Annotated in this window: 20 protein-coding genes; 8 read left to right on the top strand and 12 right to left on the bottom strand. The window is 58.8% G+C overall.

All coding sequences use genetic code 11. The features are described from left to right. Positions 1-195: 195 nt before the first annotated feature. A complete protein-coding gene (gene cutC, locus ACYF6X_RS06275; protein WP_063990161.1) occupies positions 196-954 on the bottom strand; it encodes a copper homeostasis protein CutC in 759 nt (252 codons plus the stop codon). A gap of 101 nt (positions 955-1055) precedes the next feature. Here cutC and ACYF6X_RS06270 point away from each other — a divergent pair, with 101 nt between their 5' ends. Continuing rightward, entirely contained in the window at positions 1056-2204 is a 1149-nt protein-coding gene (locus ACYF6X_RS06270; protein ID WP_130017591.1) for a MalY/PatB family protein, read from the top strand. Here the strand turns inward: ACYF6X_RS06270 and ACYF6X_RS06265 are convergent. Further along, a complete protein-coding gene (locus tag ACYF6X_RS06265; protein WP_130017590.1) occupies positions 2201-2767 on the bottom strand; it encodes a VOC family protein in 567 nt (188 codons plus the stop codon). The two genes, ACYF6X_RS06270 and ACYF6X_RS06265, sit on opposite strands and share 4 nt — an antisense overlap. Before the next feature lie 828 nt (positions 2768-3595). Here ACYF6X_RS06265 and argS point away from each other — a divergent pair. Further along, positions 3596-5326, top strand: coding sequence for an arginine--tRNA ligase (gene argS / locus ACYF6X_RS06260; RefSeq protein ID WP_107226334.1), 1731 nt, complete (start codon positions 3596-3598; stop codon positions 5324-5326). A gap of 62 nt (positions 5327-5388) precedes the next feature. On the opposite strand, the gene murJ is transcribed toward argS, so the two are convergent. From murJ to rimJ, 4 genes are all read right to left on the bottom strand, one after another. Further along, positions 5389-6924 (bottom strand): murein biosynthesis integral membrane protein MurJ, encoded by a 1536-nt coding sequence (murJ, locus tag ACYF6X_RS06255; protein ID WP_063990165.1) that lies wholly within the window; start codon positions 6922-6924, stop codon positions 5389-5391. A 106-nt stretch (positions 6925-7030) separates the two neighbouring features. Then, positions 7031-7951: a Gfo/Idh/MocA family protein gene (locus ACYF6X_RS06250; RefSeq protein WP_130017589.1), complete on the bottom strand. Its 921-nt coding sequence runs from the start codon at positions 7949-7951 to the stop codon at positions 7031-7033. Then, entirely contained in the window at positions 7944-8591 is a 648-nt protein-coding gene (locus ACYF6X_RS06245) for a YceH family protein (protein ID WP_063990167.1), read from the bottom strand. The genes ACYF6X_RS06250 and ACYF6X_RS06245 overlap by 8 nt, the downstream gene beginning before the upstream one ends. Before the next feature lie 9 nt (positions 8592-8600). Beyond that, entirely contained in the window at positions 8601-9185 is a 585-nt protein-coding gene (gene rimJ, locus ACYF6X_RS06240; RefSeq protein ID WP_063990360.1) for a ribosomal protein S5-alanine N-acetyltransferase, read from the bottom strand. A 345-nt stretch (positions 9186-9530) separates the two neighbouring features. Here rimJ and mdtH point away from each other — a divergent pair, with 345 nt between their 5' ends. From mdtH to ACYF6X_RS06215, 5 genes are all read left to right on the top strand, one after another. Then, positions 9531-10736, top strand: coding sequence for a multidrug efflux MFS transporter MdtH (mdtH, locus tag ACYF6X_RS06235; protein ID WP_063990168.1), 1206 nt, complete (start codon positions 9531-9533; stop codon positions 10734-10736). Positions 10737-10809: 73 nt separating this feature from the next. Continuing rightward, positions 10810-11058 carry a hypothetical protein gene (locus ACYF6X_RS06230; protein WP_063990169.1) on the top strand — a complete coding sequence of 83 codons (249 nt, stop codon included), beginning with the start codon at positions 10810-10812 and terminating at the stop codon, positions 11056-11058. A gap of 127 nt (positions 11059-11185) precedes the next feature. Next, positions 11186-11833, top strand: a complete 648-nt coding sequence (grxB, locus tag ACYF6X_RS06225; protein WP_130017588.1) for a glutaredoxin 2 — start codon at positions 11186-11188, stop codon at positions 11831-11833. Between the two features lie 35 nt (positions 11834-11868). Continuing rightward, positions 11869-13509, top strand: coding sequence for an ABC1 kinase family protein (locus tag ACYF6X_RS06220; RefSeq protein ID WP_130017587.1), 1641 nt, complete (start codon positions 11869-11871; stop codon positions 13507-13509). A gap of 152 nt (positions 13510-13661) precedes the next feature. After that, a complete protein-coding gene (locus ACYF6X_RS06215; protein ID WP_004927555.1) occupies positions 13662-14225 on the top strand; it encodes a lipoprotein in 564 nt (187 codons plus the stop codon). 56 nt (positions 14226-14281) lie between these two features. Here the strand turns inward: ACYF6X_RS06215 and yebF are convergent, their stop codons facing one another. The 5 genes from yebF to cspE form a co-directional block, all read right to left on the bottom strand. Then, complete coding sequence (gene yebF, locus ACYF6X_RS06210; RefSeq protein ID WP_130017586.1) at positions 14282-14641, bottom strand: protein YebF; 360 nt, start codon at positions 14639-14641, stop codon at positions 14282-14284. A gap of 71 nt (positions 14642-14712) precedes the next feature. After that, positions 14713-15021: a N(4)-acetylcytidine aminohydrolase gene (gene yqfB, locus ACYF6X_RS06205; RefSeq protein ID WP_004927562.1), complete on the bottom strand. Its 309-nt coding sequence runs from the start codon at positions 15019-15021 to the stop codon at positions 14713-14715. 39 nt (positions 15022-15060) lie between these two features. Then, on the bottom strand, positions 15061-15384 hold the full coding sequence (locus ACYF6X_RS06200) for a YebG family protein (RefSeq protein ID WP_063990173.1): 324 nt from the start codon (positions 15382-15384) through the stop codon (positions 15061-15063). Positions 15385-15472: 88 nt separating this feature from the next. Next, positions 15473-16855, bottom strand: a complete 1383-nt coding sequence (dbpA, locus tag ACYF6X_RS06195) for an ATP-dependent RNA helicase DbpA (protein WP_063990174.1) — start codon at positions 16853-16855, stop codon at positions 15473-15475. A 147-nt stretch (positions 16856-17002) separates the two neighbouring features. Further along, a complete protein-coding gene (cspE, locus tag ACYF6X_RS06190; RefSeq protein ID WP_004927572.1) occupies positions 17003-17212 on the bottom strand; it encodes a transcription antiterminator/RNA stability regulator CspE in 210 nt (69 codons plus the stop codon). A 246-nt stretch (positions 17213-17458) separates the two neighbouring features. On the opposite strand from cspE, the gene purT reads away from it, so the two are divergent. After that, positions 17459-18637 (top strand): formate-dependent phosphoribosylglycinamide formyltransferase, encoded by a 1179-nt coding sequence (purT, locus tag ACYF6X_RS06185; RefSeq protein ID WP_063990175.1) that lies wholly within the window; start codon positions 17459-17461, stop codon positions 18635-18637. Between the two features lie 34 nt (positions 18638-18671). Here the strand turns inward: purT and ACYF6X_RS06180 are convergent, their stop codons facing one another. Next, the gene (locus tag ACYF6X_RS06180) at positions 18672-18917 is read right to left on the bottom strand and encodes a YoaH family protein (RefSeq protein WP_063990176.1); all 246 of its coding nucleotides are present in this window, start codon (positions 18915-18917) and stop codon (positions 18672-18674) included. Position 18918: the final 1 nt, after the last annotated feature.

Below are 18918 nucleotides of genomic sequence, written 5' to 3'. Positions count from 1 at the left end.
GGCGAGCGCAAGAAGAGATGGGGGGCAATTCGACCGAGAAACAACCTTGAAACGGACATCACGTCTTTGCAAGGCATAAAAAAAGCCCCGGCAAAACGCCGGGGCCTGGTACTTGCGTGATCGCCGAGGGCTCAGTGACACGCAAAGGGGTCTTACGGCCCGGAAACCGGTTGTCAAACGCGGTTAGCTGCGTGTTTATGCGCTTTGCGCCAGGGGATCAACCAAGGCCAGCGCGTTTTTCATCGCCTCCACCATTTCGCCATCCACGCAATAATGGCTAAATTCGTCAAACTCGTTATCGGAGCACATGGTGACGCCCGCCTTGCGATAACGCATGGTCGACGGCACCAGATGGCCGGAAGAGCTGTGCAGTTCATGCAGGCCGATATCGACAAACTTGTGCAGATTACTGAGGCGCACGCCGGCACCCGCCATGATCACCGGGCCCTGACTGGCCTGGCGCAAATCGCGCAGCAACGGCAGGCCCAGTTCAGCGCTCTGCTGTTGACCGGAGGTCAGAATGCGCGCCACGCCCAGCTCGGTCAGTTGCTCCAACGCTACCATCGGATTCTGGCACATGTCGAACGCGCGATGGAACGTCACCGCCATGCCTTCGCACAGCGTCATCACTTCACGCATGCGCGGCAGATCGATATGCCCTTCTTCGTCCAGCATGCCGACGACTACGCCGGGGAACCCCATCTCGCGGATCTGGCGGAGATCCTGTTTGATCACCTCGAAATCCACCGCGCCGTAGCAGAAATCGCCACCGCGAGGACGAACAATCGGATGCACCGGGATCGCAACCCGCTCGCGCGCCAGACGCAGCGTGCCATAGCTCGGCGTCAATCCCCCCTCGCTCTGGCTGGCGCACAACTCGATGCGATCGGCGCCTGCCCGTTCGGCCGTCAGCGCACAGTCGACGCTAAAGCAACAAACTTCCAGTTTTATCATTGTCACCCCCAGATAACGGCCAACATACGGCGGCAATTGTTCATTTCTTCATTTCTCACGTAGGCTCATGCATAGGCATAAACCGGCTCAGGGTTGTAACTATGGCATTCAATTTTGATCAATGGGTAGACCGCAGTCACAGTGACAGCGTTAAGTGGGATAAATATCGCGGCAGCGACATCATCCCGCTTTGGGTCGCCGACAGCGATTTCACCTCACCGCCGGCGGTGATAGAAGCCTTGCAGCGCCGCGTAGCACACGGCGTATTCGGCTACAGCCACCCATCCCCTGATCTTATTGAGGTTTTTACCCGCCGCATGGTAGAGCGCTACGGCTGGCACATCAAGCCTGAATGGATCATTTTCCTGCCTGGCCTGGTGTGCGGCCTGAACCTGTGCGTGCGTGCCTGCACCGAAGAACATCAGAGCACGCTGACCCCGTCGCTCATTTATCCGCCGTTTCGCAAGGCGGCCAAATTCGCCGGGCGTGAACACCTTGCGGTGCCGCTAACGGTGGCCGACCAACGTTGGGGGCTGGATTTTTCCTCGATGCCTGATCGGCTCAACGGCAACGAGAAACTCCTGTTGCTGTGCAACCCGCAGAACCCCGGTGGCACCGTTTATCGCCGGGACGAACTGTTGCAGCACCATCAGTTCGCTCGCGAGCACGATTTAATCGTCTGTTCCGATGAAATCCACTGCGAGCTGCTGCTTGAACCCGGCGTGCGGCATATCCCTTTCGCCACCCTGAATGACGATGCGGCCCAACGCAGCGTGACGCTGATGTCCCCGTCAAAGACGTTTAATCTCGCCGGACTGGGCGCGTCAATGGCGATCGTCCCCAACGAAGCGCTGCGACAAAGGCTGAAACGCGCGCGCAGCGGTATCGTGCCGGAGGTCAATCTGTTGGCGCTGGTGGCGGCGCAGGCGGCTTATCAATACGGGCAACCCTGGCTGGATGAGCAGCTGATTTACCTGCGCGCCAATCGCGATCGGCTGGCAGAGCGTATCAACGCCATGCCGGGATTGACGTTGCTGCCTATCGAGGCCACCTACCTGGCCTGGATAGACTGCAGCGCGTTGCCGGTAGATAACCCGCATCAGTTCTTCGAACGTGCGGGCGTTGGGCTAAGCGCCGGTTTGGACTTTGGCGATCGGCGCTTTGTGCGGCTTAACTTTGGTTGCCGATGGGCCCTGCTCGATGAAGCGCTCGATCGCATGGCGCGAGCCTGTGCGGCACTGCGTGGCTAACCTTGTTCGCTGGCGACGATGTCTCGAATGGAATAAGGATGAAACTTGATCGTCACCGTTCCGTCAGTGATGGCCAGCGTCGGGTTCGGCAGCCGTTCGCCCTCGCCCTTTGGCGAGCTTTGCTTCAGCTTGATCCCCGGTGCCAGCAACGCTTCATCGGCAAGGTGGCTCAACGCCCGGGCGTGCAGCGTCTGCGGATCGCCACCGAGCACTAATTCAACGTGTTCCCAGCCTTCGTGCGGATAGCGCTTCTCCCCGGGATACGGCAATTCGATGCAGTCTATCCGCCACGGCCCTACGGCCAGCGGCTGAGACAAATCGAACAGACAGATAGGTCGCCCGTTGATCATCGATTCGGACAGCAGTGTCCCGCACTGCATCAGCCCCTGGCGCCAGCGTTCGGCGGTGGCATTCTGGTGACAGCGCAGGGAGATGTGATCGGCGCTAAACGCGGCCAGATCAAGCCGTAATTTGGCGGCAAATTGATGCAACGCCTGCTCAAAACGCGGCAGGTCGAGCTTCAGATCGTCAAGCTCGGCAATGGCCTGCAAGGGAGTGGTCATAGAAACCTCAAAACAACGGAGCGCAAAGTTAAACGCCGTAATTTACACGCTGGCGGCAGCGCTCGCCACCGTTGCGAGGTTTTTCGGCGGCCGTTCAGAATGATTTTTGGTTGCGGACAGGCAGAATAAAAAACCAGATTTTTATTAAGATGACAGCTTATTAAATCAACGAAAAAATAAAAAATAAGATTTTTCGCATGCCATTATGCCTTTTTTTCATGACGCTATGATTTAAGTTATTTTGCACAAAACCATTCGCGATTCAAGGGTTAAACCGATTGAATCTTTTCACTTAATCACACTTTACTCACTTATCAAAGTCACAAAAAGGAAACAATCAACTCATTGTAAACAAAGATAATAAAATTCAATAATTAATGAAAAACTAAGGATTATCTTAATTTAGTCCCGGGCAATTGATTCACCAAGACAACTCGGCTACTTTGGAGGAAATTTCAATTCGAGATGATCATTATGTTATTGCTGACGATATCCTTGGTGTTGATAATTATCGCCGTATACGCCATCTACCGTCATTTCAAATCACGCCGCACCAACACGCTGGATGCCGGTCGCCGCAACAAAAAGCGCTAGTTTCGCCACTCTCCCCTTCGTACATTCTGTTCAGGCCATTCTGCGTTCACTTTCCGGTAATCAACGCGCCGCCTCCGACAACTGTTTCATCGCAGCGGCCGCGCCAACTGCTGACGGGCTCCGTCAGATCGGTTACAATTGCAGGCTGTTTTGTGGAGGCCGCCCATCGCGCCCGCCACCGTTGAATCCCGCAGGGGCTGGCTTCAGCCCCTCGTTCGTCATTAAGGTAACCCGGTGAATATTCAGGTTCTTCTTTCAGATAAAGTCAGCCAGGCGCTGATCGCCGCTGGCGCGCCAGCCGATTGCGAAGCGCAGGTCCGCCCTTCCGCCAAGGCGCAGTTTGGTGATTACCAGGCCAACGGCGTGATGTCCGTCGCCAAAAAGCTGGGCATGCCGCCCCGTCAGTTGGCGGAAAAAGTGGTGCAACTGCTGGATCTCGGCGACGTCGCCGGCAAAGTGGAAATCGCCGGTCCCGGCTTTATCAACATTTTCCTGAACAGCGACTGGGTCGCCCGCCAGGCCGATCAGGTGCTGAACGCACCGAAGCTGGGCATTGCGCCGGTTGAGCCGCAAACCATCGTTATCGACTACTCCGCGCCGAACGTGGCGAAAGAGATGCACGTCGGCCACCTGCGTTCCACCATCATCGGCGACGCCGCGGCGCGTACCCAGGCGTTTCTGGGCCATAAAGTGATCCGCGCCAACCACGTCGGCGACTGGGGCACCCAGTTCGGCATGCTGATTGCCTACCTGGAAAAAATGCAGAACGAAAACGCCAGCGATATGGGCCTGTCCGATCTCGAGCAGTTTTACCGCGAAGCCAAGAAACATTACGACGAAGACGCCGAGTTCGCCGAGCGCGCGCGCGCGTACGTCGTGAAGCTGCAGGGCGGCGATCAGTACTGCCTGAAAATGTGGCGTAAGCTGGTCGATATCACCATGGCGCAAAACCAGCTGACCTATAACCGCCTGAACGTCACGCTGACCGAAGACGACGTGATGGGCGAAAGCCTGTATAACGCGATGCTGCCGGGCATCGTCGCCGATCTGAAAACCAAGGGGCTAGCGGTGGAAAGCGAAGGCGCCACCGTGGTGTTCCTCGACGAATACAAGAACAAGGACGGCGACCCGATGGGCGTCATCATCCAGAAAAAGGATGGCGGCTACCTCTACACCACCACCGACATCGCCTGCGCCAAGTATCGCTACGAAACCCTGGGTGCCAATCGCGTCCTGTATTACATCGACTCCCGTCAGCATCAGCACCTGATGCAGGCCTGGACCATCGTGCGCAAGGCCGGTTACGTGCCGGAGTCCGTCTCGCTGGAACACCACATGTTCGGCATGATGCTGGGCAAAGACGGTAAGCCGTTCAAAACCCGCTCGGGCGGTACGGTGAAGCTCTCCGATCTGCTGGATGAGGCCATCGAACGCGCCGAACAGCTGATCGCCGGCAAAAACCCGGACATGCCGCAAGACGAAATGAAGACCGTGGCCCGCGTGGTCGGCATCGGCGCGGTGAAATACGCCGATCTGTCGAAAAGCCGCACCACCGACTATGTTTTCGACTGGGATAACATGTTGGCCTTCGAAGGCAATACCGCGCCTTACATGCAATACGCCTATACCCGTGTGGCATCGGTATTCAAACGCGCCGGGATCGACGAAAGCAGCCTGACGCTGCCGCTGACGCTGACTGAAGAGCGTGAAATTGCGCTGGCCACCCGCCTGCTGCAGTTCGAAGAGGTGCTCACCACCGTCGCGCGTGAAGGCACACCTCACGTCATGTGCAGCTACCTGTACGATCTGGCCGGCTTGTTCTCCGGTTTCTACGAGCACTGCCAGATCCTGAACGCCGACAGCGAAGAAGCGCGTCAGAGCCGCCTGAAGCTGGCGCTGCTGACCTCGAAAACGCTGAAAACCGGTCTGGATACGCTGGGCATCGAAACCGTCGAACGTATGTAAGCCGCACCGCGCAGAAAGTAAAAAGGTCGCCCAGGCGACCTTTTTTTGTTCTTGCCTTCGGCTCAGGCGACGCGGCGCGCAAAATCGCGCGGGCGGAAGCCCAACCCGGCCAGCACGCCAAAGTACGCCACCACACCGGCCACGACCACCGCCGCCAAGCGCAGCAAACGTTCCAGCATATTGCCCTGATCCCAGGCCGGCATCAGCCACATCGCGCCAATCAACACTGCCGACATCACCAGCACGGCGATCACCAGCTTGGTGAGGAACAACGCCCAACCCGGCTGTGGCTGGAAGATCTTCTGCTTGCGCAGCTGCCAATACAGCAGCGCGGCGTTCAGGCAGGCCGCCAAACCGATCGACAGTGCCAGGCCGGCATGCTTCAGCGGACCAATAAACGCCAGGTTCATCACCTGCGTCATGATCAGCGTGATGATGGCGATCTTGACCGGCGTTTTGATGTCCTGCCGTGAATAGAAGCCCGGCGCCAGCACTTTAACCACGATCAGCCCCATCAGCCCTACCGAGTAAGCCACCAGCGCGCGTTGCGTCATCGCCGCGTCAAAGGCGCTGAACTTGCCGTACTGGAACAGCGAAACGGTCAACGGCTTGGCCAAAATGCCCAGCGCAATGGCGCTCGGCAACGCCAGCAAGAAGCACAGGCGCAGCCCCCAATCCATCAGGCGCGAATACTCGTCGTGGTTGCCGCTCGAGAAGCTTTTGGCCAGCGACGGCAGCAGGATGGTGCCCAAGGCCACGCCCAGCACGCCGGAAGGAAACTCCATCAGGCGGTCGGCGTAGTACATCCAAGACACCGAGCCGGACACCAGGAACGAAGCGAAAATGGTGTTGATGATCAGCGAGATTTGGCTGACCGACACCCCGAGGATCGCCGGCCCCATCTGGCGCATCACGCGCCAAACCCCGGCATCGCCCAGCTTGAGGCGCGGCAATACCAGCATGCCTATCTTGCGCAGGTGCGGCAGCTGATACCCCAGCTGCAGCACGCCGCCCACCACCACCGCCCAGGCCAACGCCAGCACCGGCGGGTGGAAATACGGGGCGGCAAACAGCGCGAAGCCGATCATGCTGACGTTAAGCAACGTGGGCGCAAAGGCCGGGATCGAGAAGCGGTTCCAGGTATTGAGGATCGCCCCCACCAGTGACGCCAGTGAGATCAACAGAATATAGGGGAATGTGATGCGCAGCAGCGCCGACGTCAGAGCAAACTTGTCGGGCGTATCGGTAAAGCCCGGCGCAGTAATGTAAATCACCCAGGGCGCGGCCAGCATGCCCAGCACCGTCACCACCGCCAGCACCAGCGTCAACAGCCCGGAGACATAGGCGATAAAGGTGCGCGTCGCCTCTTCACCCTGTTGGCTCTTGTACTCGGCCAGGATCGGCACGAAGGCCTGCGAAAATGCCCCTTCGGCAAAGATACGGCGTAACAGATTAGGGAGTTTGAACGCCACGAAAAAGGCGTCCGTTGCCATGCCGGCCCCGAACACGCGCGCGACGATCGCATCACGGGCAAAGCCCAACACCCGCGAAAACATCGTCATCGAGCTGACGGCAGCCAAGGATTTGAGTAGGTTCATGTGGTTGTCTGATAGGTACCGTAAATATCAACGCCTGCAACAGCAGGCGTCAGTGAAACAATCGGCTCAGTTTACGCATCCGGAAAAGAATAGCTACCGCCATATGTTACATAGAGTTATCCCGCAGCAGACGCTCGACCACCCGCTGGGCAAGCAGCGCCTGTTCGCCGCCGGTTTCCGGCGCGCTCTGATTGGCAACGGCATTAAGGAAATGCCGCACCGCACCGTCGAAGCCGCGTTGCACCAGCGTGCTTTGCCAGCCCGGCACCGGCTGTTCCAACTCGCCCTGCGCATCTTCACGCCGCCAGTGGCGCATGTCGGTCAACTGATACAGCGCGCCGTCGGTCACCGCCAGCACGCTTTCGCGCTGGCTGCCGCCGCGGCGATGCATGCTGGTCGTCACCTGCGTGCCCCCGCAGGCGAAGTGGTGCTCGGCGTACAGCATTTCGCCTGCGGCGTTGGCGCACAAGCTGCCGCTCAGCAGTTGTTCGCTTCCGCCCGCCAGCCACAGCGCAGTGTCCACCACGTGCAGGTAATCATCCAACAGGGTAAAACGCAGATCGTGCGGGCCGACGCTGTCCGCCCGATGTTTATCCATGCGAATGGAGGCCGGCTGATTCATTTGCTGTTTGAGCTGCCGGTAAAGCGGCGCGAAACGGCGGTTGAACCCCACCATCAGCGTTTTGCCTCGCCGCTCGGCCAACTCAAGCAACTGCTCGCCCTGCTCCAGCGTTTCCGCCAGCGGTTTATCGACGTAAACGTGCACGCCGCGGTTCAGCAGCTCGCCGATTACCGAGAAATGGCTGGCGGTGCTGCTGTGAACAAAGACCGCGTCACACTGTTCGGCCAGGCTGTCCAGACGGGAGAAACAGGCCATGCGATAGCTGTCGCACAGCGGTTGCGCTTTTTGCTGATTGGGCGAAAAACCGCCCACCAGCGTCCAATCCGCCGCCTGGCCGAGTATTGGCAGGTAAGCCTTCTGCGCAATACTGCCCAATCCCACCACGCCCACACGCAATTTAGTCATTCGCATCCCTCACCAACAAGTGTTGCAACTGCCGTTTCAGCTCCGCCACTTCGCTTTCCAATGCGCTAACCCTGGCGCTCAGTTCGCCGTCGTCCTCAGATTCGAACGCCGCCGGCGGCGCTTCATCAATCTGGCCGCTGAACAGATGCATGAACCGGCTTTCACGCTTGCCCGGTTCACGCGCCAGGCGCACCACGAACGGGCCATCTTCGCGCGTGGCCAGCTGCTGCAGCACCTGTTCGACCTCGCTGACATCGTTGAACTCGTGCATCCGGTTGGTGCGGGTGCGCAGCTCGCCCGGCGTTTGCGCGCCGCGCAGCAATAAGGTGGCGATCACCGCCAGTTCGGCGGGCGAGAGTTTCAGTTGGCCGAACTCGGAGTTGCAAAACCGCTGTTCGTACTTCACCACCCGGTTGCCAAACCCGCTGAGGGTGCGCAGGAAATGTTTGCGCAGCAACAGATCGAGCAGTTGCTGCACCTCGCTTTCGCTCAGATCCATCACCGGCTCGCGGTTGGTTTTTTGATTGCATGCCAGGGTAATGGCGTTAAGCGAAAGTGGGTATTGGTCCGGGGTCGTGACCTGTTTTTCCAACAGGCAGCCGATGACCCGCGCCTCTCTGGCGTTCAATTCATATTTCATCGTTTGGCCTCAACGTGGGGGTAGCCACTCTTTATTGGTGTATGCCGTCAAAACGTGGTCTTGCCACTGGCCGTCGATCAGCAGGTAATCCTTGGCGTAACCTTCGCGTTCGAATCCCAGACGCGTCAGCAGTGCGCCGCTGCGCTGGTTGTGCGGCATATAGTTGGCCATGATGCGGTGCATGCGCTGTTGGCGTAGCATATAGCGCATGGCGGACTGCAGGGCTTCGAACATCAGCCCTTGCCCCTGCCATTTCTCCCCCAGCGAATAGCCGAGGAAACAGGCATGAAACGAACCGCGCAGCACGTTGCTGAAGTTCGCCACGCCGCGCACTTCCTGTTCTTCCGGATCGAGCAGAATAAAATAGTAGGCGCTGCCCTGCTTTTGCATTTCGGTGATCATGCCCAGGCGCGCCTGCCAGCCGGAAGGATAACAATGGCTTTCGTCGCGCACCGGCTCCCAGGGTTTGAGAAAGGTCCGGTTCTCGGCATAATAGTCCGCCAGGCGATAGGCATCCCGTTCATGCACTAAACGGACCACCATCCGGTCGGTAGTAAGACGTACTTTTGGCGATGCAGAGCGATAGCCGAACATCATTTCCCCCGCAGTCAAAACGGTTCGATAAGAAGTATTTATTAGGAAGCCGAGCGGATCATTATCCTGTGCCGATCTTTTGCCATGGTTTTATTTTGCCAATAGCACCGCAGAACTGCACTTCCCTGCATTCAATATAACCGTAGCCCGCCCCCGAGGTAAAATACCGGCCGCTCAGTAAATCGCCGAATACGCGTTTTACGGCGTTTTTCCGCCAATTTTGCTGCTTAGGTAACACCTTGACGATAAAAAAATATTATCTATGCCGCCCCTGTCGCCGTACGGGAATTGGGTAGAGAATGGAACGGCTGTCTCTCCTTCTTTCTTGATTGCTCATGGTGAAGCATGTCTCTGGTGTCGCAAGCGCGCAGCTTGGGTAAATATTTTCTGTTGCTCGATAACCTGCTGGTGGTTTTAGGCTTCTTTGTCGTTTTTCCGCTTATTTCGATCCGCTTTGTCGATCAATTAGGATGGGCGGCGCTGATCGTCGGCATCGCGCTGGGTTTGCGCCAGCTGTTGCAACAAGGGCTCGGCATCTTTGGCGGCGCCATCGCCGATCGCTTCGGCGCCAAGCCGATGATCGTCACCGGCATGCTGCTGCGCGCCGCCGGTTTCGCCACCATGGCGATGGCCGATGAACCCTGGATCCTGTGGTTCTCTTGTGCCCTGTCCGCACTCGGCGGCACGTTATTCGATCCGCCGCGCACCGCTTTGGTGATCAAGCTGACCCGCCCGCACGAACGCGGCCGTTTTTTCTCGCTGCTGATGATGCAGGATAGCGCCGGAGCGGTAATCGGCGCGCTGATCGGCAGTTGGCTACTGCAGTACGATTTCCACTTTGTCTGCTGGGTTGGGGCGGCGATCTTCGTGCTGGCCGCCGGCTGGAACGCCTGGCTACTGCCGGCTTACCGCATCTCTACCGTGCGCATTCCGATGAAGGAAGGCATGTTGCGGGTCCTGCGCGATCGCCGCTTCCTCACCTATGTCCTGACGCTGACCGGTTATTACATGTTAGCGGTACAGGTGATGCTGATGATGCCGATCGTGGTCAACGAAATCGCCGGTTCACCGGCGGCGGTAAAATGGATGTATGCGATTGAAGCGGCGCTGTCGTTGTCGCTGCTCTATCCGCTGGCGCGTTGGGGAGAAAAACACTTCCGGCTTGAGCAGCGCCTGATGGCGGGCCTGTTGCTGATGACGCTCAGCCTGCTGCCGATCGGCCTCGCCACCAGTTTGCAGGGCGTGTTCACGCTGATCTGTTGCTTCTATCTGGGATCGATCATCGCCGAACCGGCGCGCGAAACGCTGAGCGCTTCGCTGGCCGACCCGCGTGCGCGCGGCAGCTATATGGGCTTTAGTCGCCTGGGTCTGGCGCTGGGCGGCGCGTTGGGTTATACCGGCGGCGGTTGGATGTACGATACCGGGCGGACGATGAACATGCCGGAGCTACCCTGGTTGCTGCTGGGGGCAGTGGGCTTCGCTACGTTGCTGGCGCTGTACTGGCAGTTCAGCCCGCGGCGCAGTGCGTCGATGCTGCTTCCCGGCGGTTAATGCCATAGAACTCCGGCCGAATCGGCAACAGCTGCTATCCTGTTAGTAAAAACACCCACAGGAGCCCGTCGGCATGAGCGAAGAAGCAAAATTACCGCAACTACTCGAACATATGATACTGAACTTGCGCATGATTTATGCGCGTTCCACCCTGGTGGAAAAGGCACTGGCCCATATCCTCGCCAGCGACGTCGGCCTGAAAAACGATATTATCAAACAGCTGCAGGTCGTCACCGCCACCAACGAACGTGACAGAATCGACCTCGAAGAAGCTCGCAATCACCTGATCGATGTGCTCAACTCAGTACCGGCCAAGAAATAACGCCCCCTAGCCCGCGCCGGCGCGCGGGCAATATCGCAATAACGCACCATCCAACACACGCACGTCAAGACAGCCTCGATAAGCTGTGGTAACTATTGCTGTTAAAACCTGACAACCCGGAGCAAGCATGAAACTGTTCATTTACGATCATTGCCCATTCTGCGTTAAAGCCCGCATGATTTTTGGCCTGAAACGTCTGCCGATTCGCCTGGTCACATTGCTCAACGACGATGAGGCGACCCCGTTCAACCTGATCGGCCAAAAAATGGTGCCTATCCTGGTCAAAGACAACGGCGATGCGATGCCGGAAAGCCTGGATATCGTGCGCTATGTCGACAACCTTGACGGCAAGCCGGTGCTGACCGGCCGCATCAACCCGGCCATTGCCGAGTGGCTGCAGCGGGTCGGCGGTTACAGCGCAAAATTGCTGTTGCCGCGTATTGCGCATGCCGATTTCGAAGAGTTTGCCACCGACAGCGCCCGCCGTTACTTTATCGATAAAAAGCAGGCGTCTATCGGCGATTTTGCCGAGCATCTCGCCAACAGTGCCGATCTGATCGCCGAACTGGAAGCCGACCTGCAAACGCTGTCGCCGCTGATCGCCTCCGCCGACGCGGTGAACGGCGAACTGTCCGAGGACGATATCCACCTGTTCCCGCTGCTGCGCTCATTGTCGATCGTCGCCGGCGTTGCGCTGCCGGATAACGTGGAGGCCTACCGCAACCGCATGGCACAGCGCAGCGAGGTGCCGTTGCTGCTGGATATGGAACAATAACGTTCAAGAATGACAAATAAGGATATGGCGTACTGATGTTGAAAATGGTGCTCGCCACCGCTCGCGATCGGGCGCGGCTGAAGGAAATTACCTCCGTTCTGATTCGTTATGGCCTGCAAGACGTTCTGCGTCTGCTGGGCTTGGGGGCTTTGCTGCGCGGCGCCCGCGCTGAATCCGCCCAACAGGACGCACAAACCCTGCCTAAGCGGCTGCGCGAAGCGCTCGAGGCGCTGGGCCCTACCTTCGTCAAATTCGGTCAGATCCTGGCCACGCGTTCCGACCTGCTGGATCCGGCCTGGACCGACGAACTGGATCGCCTGCACAGCCAGGCAGCGGTGTTGCCATGGGAAACGCTGGCGCCGCAGATCGTTGCCGACCTGGGCGGCGAGCCCGAGCGGCTGTTCGCAGAATTCGATCGTACGCCGCTGGCGGCGGCGTCGATGGCGCAAATCTACCGCGCACGCCTGCGCAGCGGCGAACAGGTCGTGGTCAAAGTGCTGCGGCCCGGCCTGGCGAAAACCATCCACGCCGATCTGCGGCTGCTGGCCTCGCTGGCGGAAACCGTGGAGCAGCAGAGCCCCGCGCTGGCGCGCTATCGGCCGCGGCAGATGGTCAGAGCGCTGGCGACGGCGCTCAATCATGAACTGGATTTGACCCACGAAGGGCATAACTGCGACCGCGTCGCCGGGATGTTTGCGCGTCAACCTGACGTCGTCGTGCCGAAAATCTATTGGCAATGGTCTTCCCCACGCCTGCTAGTGCAGGAATACTTGCCCGGCACCGCGCCGGAAAACCCTCAGCAGCTGGCGGCTGCGGGCTTTGACGGACCGCTGCTGGCGCAACGCGGCGCCCGCGCCTTTATGAGCATGGTGCTGGAACATCGGCTGTATCACGCCGACCCACATCCCGGCAACGTCATGGCGCTGAGCGGTGACCGCGTCGGCTTTATCGACTTCGGCATGGTGGGCCAGCTGTCCGAGCGGCGACGCAATCAGTTGCTCCTGCTGCTGCAGGCCATCGCCGATCGTCAGTCCGAAGGTATCGTCAACACGCTGATCGCCTGGTCGGACAGCGAACCGCTGGATCTGATGGATCTGGAGCTGGCGGCGCAAAACTTTCTCGACAAACAGGCCGCTGCCACCCTGACGTTGGGCAAGGCCCTGACCGATCTGCTGGTGATGGCACGTGAACACCAGCTGGCGCTGCCGCCCGATCTGGTGTTGCTGTTCAAGGCGTTAATCACCGCCGACGGCGTGCTGCACCGATTGGATCCGGCCTTCGACATCGTCGCCACGCTCAAACCGATGCTGCAACACACGGTGCTGCAACGCTATGCCCCCGCTGCCGTGCGCCAGCGGTTGTTGGCCTTAGGCGGGGAAGCGCTCGACGCCGGAGAAGAGCTGCCGCAAACCCTGCGGCTATTGGTTCGCCGCCTAAAACGCGGGCAGCTCAATGCCGATATTAACGTCAGTAATCTTGGCCAGTTGAGCAAAGCGCTGGAACGCGCCGCCGTCACCCTGGCTATCGCCATCGTCACCGCCGCTTTTGCCCTGGGGCTTGCGCCTTATCTGATGCATTCGTCGCTGCGGCTGTGGGGCATTCCGCTGTTCCCGCTGTTGGGGAGCGCGGCCTGCCTGGCCGGCGTGGTGCTCTTGGCGCTGCGATTGCGGCGCTGACGGTTTCGGCGTTATCCGATAGGTGTCGCCCGCTTTTGCGCGCACTATCCTCAGCACATCGCCTTCTGCCGTTTTCACGCACAGGTGGAACGTTTATAATGATTAATCAATTATCTGCAGCACTTTTCGCCAGCAGTCGCAATGAGGCATTAATGAAGAAGATCCTGATGGGCGCAGCCGCCCTGCTGTTCGCCGGCGTATTGGCCGGTTGCAATCAACTGACCCAGTACACTCTGAGCGAGCAGGAAGTGAATGATTACCTGCAAAAGCACAACGACTATCAGAAGCAGATCGGCGTGCCCGGCCTGGTGGACGCCAACATCGTGCTGACGCAGCTGCAAAGCCAGATCGGCCGCAGCGAGCCGGGTAAAGTCACCCTTTCCGGCGACGCCAAAGTCAACATCACGTCGATTCTCGGCCCGCAGGCGGCGGATCTGAAACTGACGCTGAAAGCGCAGCCGGTGTACGACCGTGCACAGGGCGCCATTTACCTGAAAGACATGGAACTGACCGATTACAGCGTGCAGCCGGAAAAAATGCAGACGGTGATGAAAGCGCTGACGCCATATCTGAACCAGTCGCTGAAGTCTTATTTCGACCAAAAGCCGGCTTATGTGCTGAATCCTGACAACAGCAAAACCGAAGCGCTGGCGAAAAAACTGGCGAAGGGATTGGAAGTGAAACCGGGTGAGTTGGTGATACCGTTTAGCGACTGACCGCGTCTTGATGCATCAAGCCCGCCGCCAGGCGGGCTTTTTATTGCGGAAAACGATTACTGCGGCGCGCTGTAGGCGATCTCGCCCGTGTTGCAGTTGAGCGTCACATGGTAGGTTTTATCCACTTTGGTGCCACGCACCGTCAGCGGCACCTGCCATACCTGATCCTTGCCGGTGATGGCATCCGGGCTGACCCAGGCGATCGGGGTAGCGGTGCCCAACAGTTTTTTGTCCGCCTCCCAGCGCGTAATGCGGTTCTGCAAGAAATCACGCTTGACCTGGGCGGCAATATCCGCCGGCTGCAGACCGGCACACTGCCCCACCTTGGCGGTGCGTTGCTCTTGATCCTGCGCCCACACCGCAGTCGATGCTCCCATCATGGCCAACAAGGCGATAGCCAAACCCGTTTTTTTCATCTCTCCTCCCGTTGTGATTAGCGCTATCCGGGCGCCCATCCCTGGCTCACAACAGGGTTTCGGCAACGGGTTTACCGTTTGACAAACTCGATGACAAACAGCGCATCCAGGCCCGGATAGATTTCCTTGATCACCTGCTTCAGTTCGCCGAGCGACATGTTCTCCTGCTGTGCGTGGCGTTCGGTCAGCGCATCCAGACGCACCGGCGTTACCGACAGCACTTCGATAAAGCAGAAAAATACGCCGTCTTCATTGCGGCTTACGCGCAATACCTCGCCCGGTTCGAAGTGCGATTCACTGGCATCCCGAATGGTGATGGTTTTACGCCCGGCCAGAATGTCTTGCTCAAAGCGGCTGAAGAAAGTTATTTCACGGCTCATTTTAGATCCTTTTTCATCACAACACCGCAACATAAGTCATTATGCCGCTTGCTTTTCTGACGCAGATCCCTCTTTTGAGTTAGAGACCGTTTTTTTGGCTTTGTTTTCCGCCGGTTTTTTGGCGGTTTCCGCCGGCGATGCGCCGCGCAGAATCAGACCCAGCGCATCCTTATTCTCTGCCAGGAAGAAACTCAGCCCTTCGCGCTGTTCGTCGTCCAGGTTAAGCGGCGCCTGTTGCAGCCACTCTCCGAGGTTATCCGCCAAATCCAGCATTTTGTCGTAGGCGTCGGCTTCTTTCTTGCTCGCGAAAGTCATTTTTTCCTCACCGTTTCTCACCACCACATATTTAACTTCAACCGCCATGCGTGCGTCCTCAAATACTCAAATTACTGTAAATATATACAGTATAAATAGATAGTGGCGGGAAGGCAAACCGCCGCCCGCCTTCGGCTTATTTCAGCAGCCGCACCTTGCAGCTCTTGCCTTTGATTTTGCCCTGTTGCAGCTGTTGCAGCGCCTTGCGCGCGCTGGCTTTACGGATCGCGACGTAGGCGTGCACCGGGAACATGTCGATCTTGCCCACTTCCGCCGCCGTCAGCCCGGCATCGCCGGTCAGCGCACCAAGGATATCGCCGGGGCGGATCTTCGCCTTGCGACCGCCGTCGATGCACAGCGTTACCATCTCCGCCTCCAGCGAGCCGTTGGCCGCCCCGCTCAGCTCGGAAACCGGTGCCCAATCGACGGCCATCTGCAGGTAGTCTTCAATCGCATGCGCCCGCGCCATTTCCTGCGGCGTGCACAGGCTGATCGCAAGCCCGCTCATGCCGGCGCGCCCGGTACGACCGATACGGTGCACATGCACTTCGGGATCGAACGCCAGTTCGTAGTTAACCACCAGCTCCAGTTCTTTGATGTCCAGCCCGCGAGCGGCGACGTCGGTCGCCACCAGCACCCGGCAACTGCGGTTGGCGAAGCGCACCAACACCTGGTCGCGATCGCGCTGCTCCAGATCGCCATGCAGCGCCAGTGCGCTGATGCCGCGGGCCTCCAGGGCCTCAAGCACCGTTTGACAATCGCGTTTGGTATTGCAGAACACCACGCAGGACGCGGGTTGATGATAACGAATGGCCGACACCAGCAGCGCCGGGCGCTGATCGCGCGTGGTTTCATAGAAGCGTTGTTCGATGGCAGTCTGCGCTTCGTCATCGTCCACTTCGACGCTCAGCGGCTGGCGCTGAACGCGATCGCTGATGCGTTCGATGCCTGTCGGGTAGGTGGCGGAAAACAGCAGCGTCTGACGCTGCGGCGGCGTATAGCTGATCACATCGTCGATGTCGTCAGCGAAGCCCATGTCCAGCATGCGGTCGGCCTCATCCAGCACCAGCACCTTCAGCTCGTCCAGCAGCAGCGTTTTCTTGCGCAGATGCTCCTGAATGCGTCCCGGTGTCCCCACCACGATGTGTGGCGCGTGCACCAGCGAATCGAGCTGTGGCCCCATCGGTTGACCGCCGCACAGCGTCAGGATTTTGATGTTTTGCGTGAAACGCGCCAGGCGACGCAGCTCTTTGCTCACCTGATCGGCCAACTCACGGGTGGGACAGAGCACCAGCGCCTGCGTGGCGACCTGAGCGACGACGATATTATTTAGCAGACCAATGCCGAATGCCGCCGTTTTACCGCTGCCGGTTTTCGCCTTTGCGCGCACGTCTCTCCCTTGCAGGATGGCGGGCAACGCGGCGGCCTGTACCGGCGTCATTTTGGCGTACCCCAGTTCGTTGAGGTTGGCCAACTGTTCGGCTGGCAGCGGCAGGGAAGAAAAAGAAACTGTGCTCACGGCGATAACTCTTATATGACGAATGGAATGGCGGCGCGCCCGCAGGTTGGCGCCGAATCAGCGCTAAATGATAACAGAGATGGGCGGCGTTACGGGGTGCGAGCATAAAAAAACCCGCCGGCGGCGGGTTTCTCGGCGGCTCAGTCGTTAAATAGCAACGACGTTGGCGGCGGCAGGGCCACGTTGGCTGTCCTGGATGGAGAACTCAACCTGCTGGCCTTCAGCCAGGGTCTTGAAACCATCGCTAACGATAGCGGAAAAATGAACGAAAACGTCTTTAGAACCGTCGGCAGGCGTGATGAAGCCGAAGCCTTTGCTTTCGTTGAACCATTTTACGTGACCGGTGATCTTGCTCATTTGTGTTTCCTTTACTTGATAAACCTGCCTTGACGGCACGAGACGCGAAAACCTTGCTATATGTAGGCCTTCTTTCGCCGTCGCTTATTAACGCACAATCGTCCATACAGGGCAAATATTTCTGCTTGTCATAAAAACAGTAAGTTAGCAACAAACTTGGCATGGCGGCTGTGCACGCAATCGTTTTCGTATATACTGCCCGCCGATCATCAATCCGCTTACTTTCACCGATCCAGGTACGAAACTATGTTAACGATTGGAACCGCCCTGCGCCCTTCCGCCACCCGCGTTATGTTGCTCGGCTCCGGGGAGCTGGGTAAAGAAGTCGCCATTGAATGCCAGCGCCTCGGCCTGGAAGTGATCGCCGTCGATCGCTATCCCGACGCCCCCGCCATGCATGTGGCGCACCGCAGCCACGTCATCAATATGCTGGACGGAGACGCGCTGAAAGCCGTTATCGAACAAGAGCGGCCGGACTATATCGTTCCCGAAATCGAAGCGATCGCTACCGCCATGCTGGTCGAACTTGAACGCCAGGGTCACCGCGTAGTGCCCTGCGCCGAAGCCACGCGCCTGACCATGAACCGTGAAGGCATCCGCCGTCTGGCGGCGGAAGAACTTGGCCTGCCCACCTCCAGCTACCGCTTTGCCGACAGCGAGGCGACTTTCCGGCAGGCGGTCGAGCACATCGGCTACCCGTGCATCGTCAAACCGGTGATGAGTTCTTCCGGCAAAGGACAAAGCCTGATCCGCACGCCTGAGCAGCTGCAAAGCGCCTGGGATTACGCCCAACAGGGCGGCCGCGCCGGCGGCGGCCGGGTGATCGTCGAAGGGCTGGTAAGATTCGATTTTGAAATTACATTGCTGACCATCAGCGCCGTGGACGGCGTGCATTTCTGCGAGCCGATCGGCCATCGTCAGGAGGATGGGGACTACCGCGAATCTTGGCAGCCGCAGCGCATGTCAGCCGCGGCGTTGAGCCGTGCTCAGGCTATCGCGGAGAAGGTGGTGAAAGCCCTGGGCGGTTTCGGCCTGTTCGGCGTGGAGCTGTTCGTCTGTGGCGACGAAGTGATCTTCAGCGAGGTGTCACCGCGCCCGCATGATACCGGCATGGTCACGTTGATCTCACAGGATCTGTCCGAGTTCGCTCTGCACGTTCGCGCCTTTCTCGGGTTGCCGATTGGCGCCATCCGCCAGTTCGGCCCTTCCGCTTCGGCAGTGATCCTGCCACAGCTTACCAGCAGCGATGTGCGCTTCAGCGGCCTGGAAAACGCGCTGCGCGGGCACAACCAGCTGCGCCTGTTCGGCAAACCGGAGATCGCCGGGCAGCGTCGCCTGGGCGTAGCACTGGCGACGGCGAGCACGACGGAACAGGCGGTGGAGCAAGCAAAACAAGCCGCCGCCGCCGTGGCGGTCAACGGCTGATACTCACGGGGCCGCTTACGCGGCCCCGATAACGTCAATAGTCTTCGTCATCTTCAGCATCGTCATCCCGCGACGCCTCCGGTGCGGCCTCATGCTGCTCGTCTTCATCATCCTCATCGAACAGTACCGCAACCTGAGCGCCCTGATGCTTCTCGCGAATTTCCTGCGCAACGCGAGCAATGGCTTCACCGCTGCTCATGCCCTGCTCCATCAGTTGATGGATACGATCCGCCGCTTCCTGCTGCTCCGCGTGACTCAGTAATGGCATACCTGCATGCATG

The sequence above is a fragment of the Serratia sp. ID 25-353 genome (assembly GCF_054792795.1).
The sequence above is the reverse complement of the archived record's forward strand: the minus strand, read 5'-3'. Positions and strand labels throughout refer to the sequence as shown.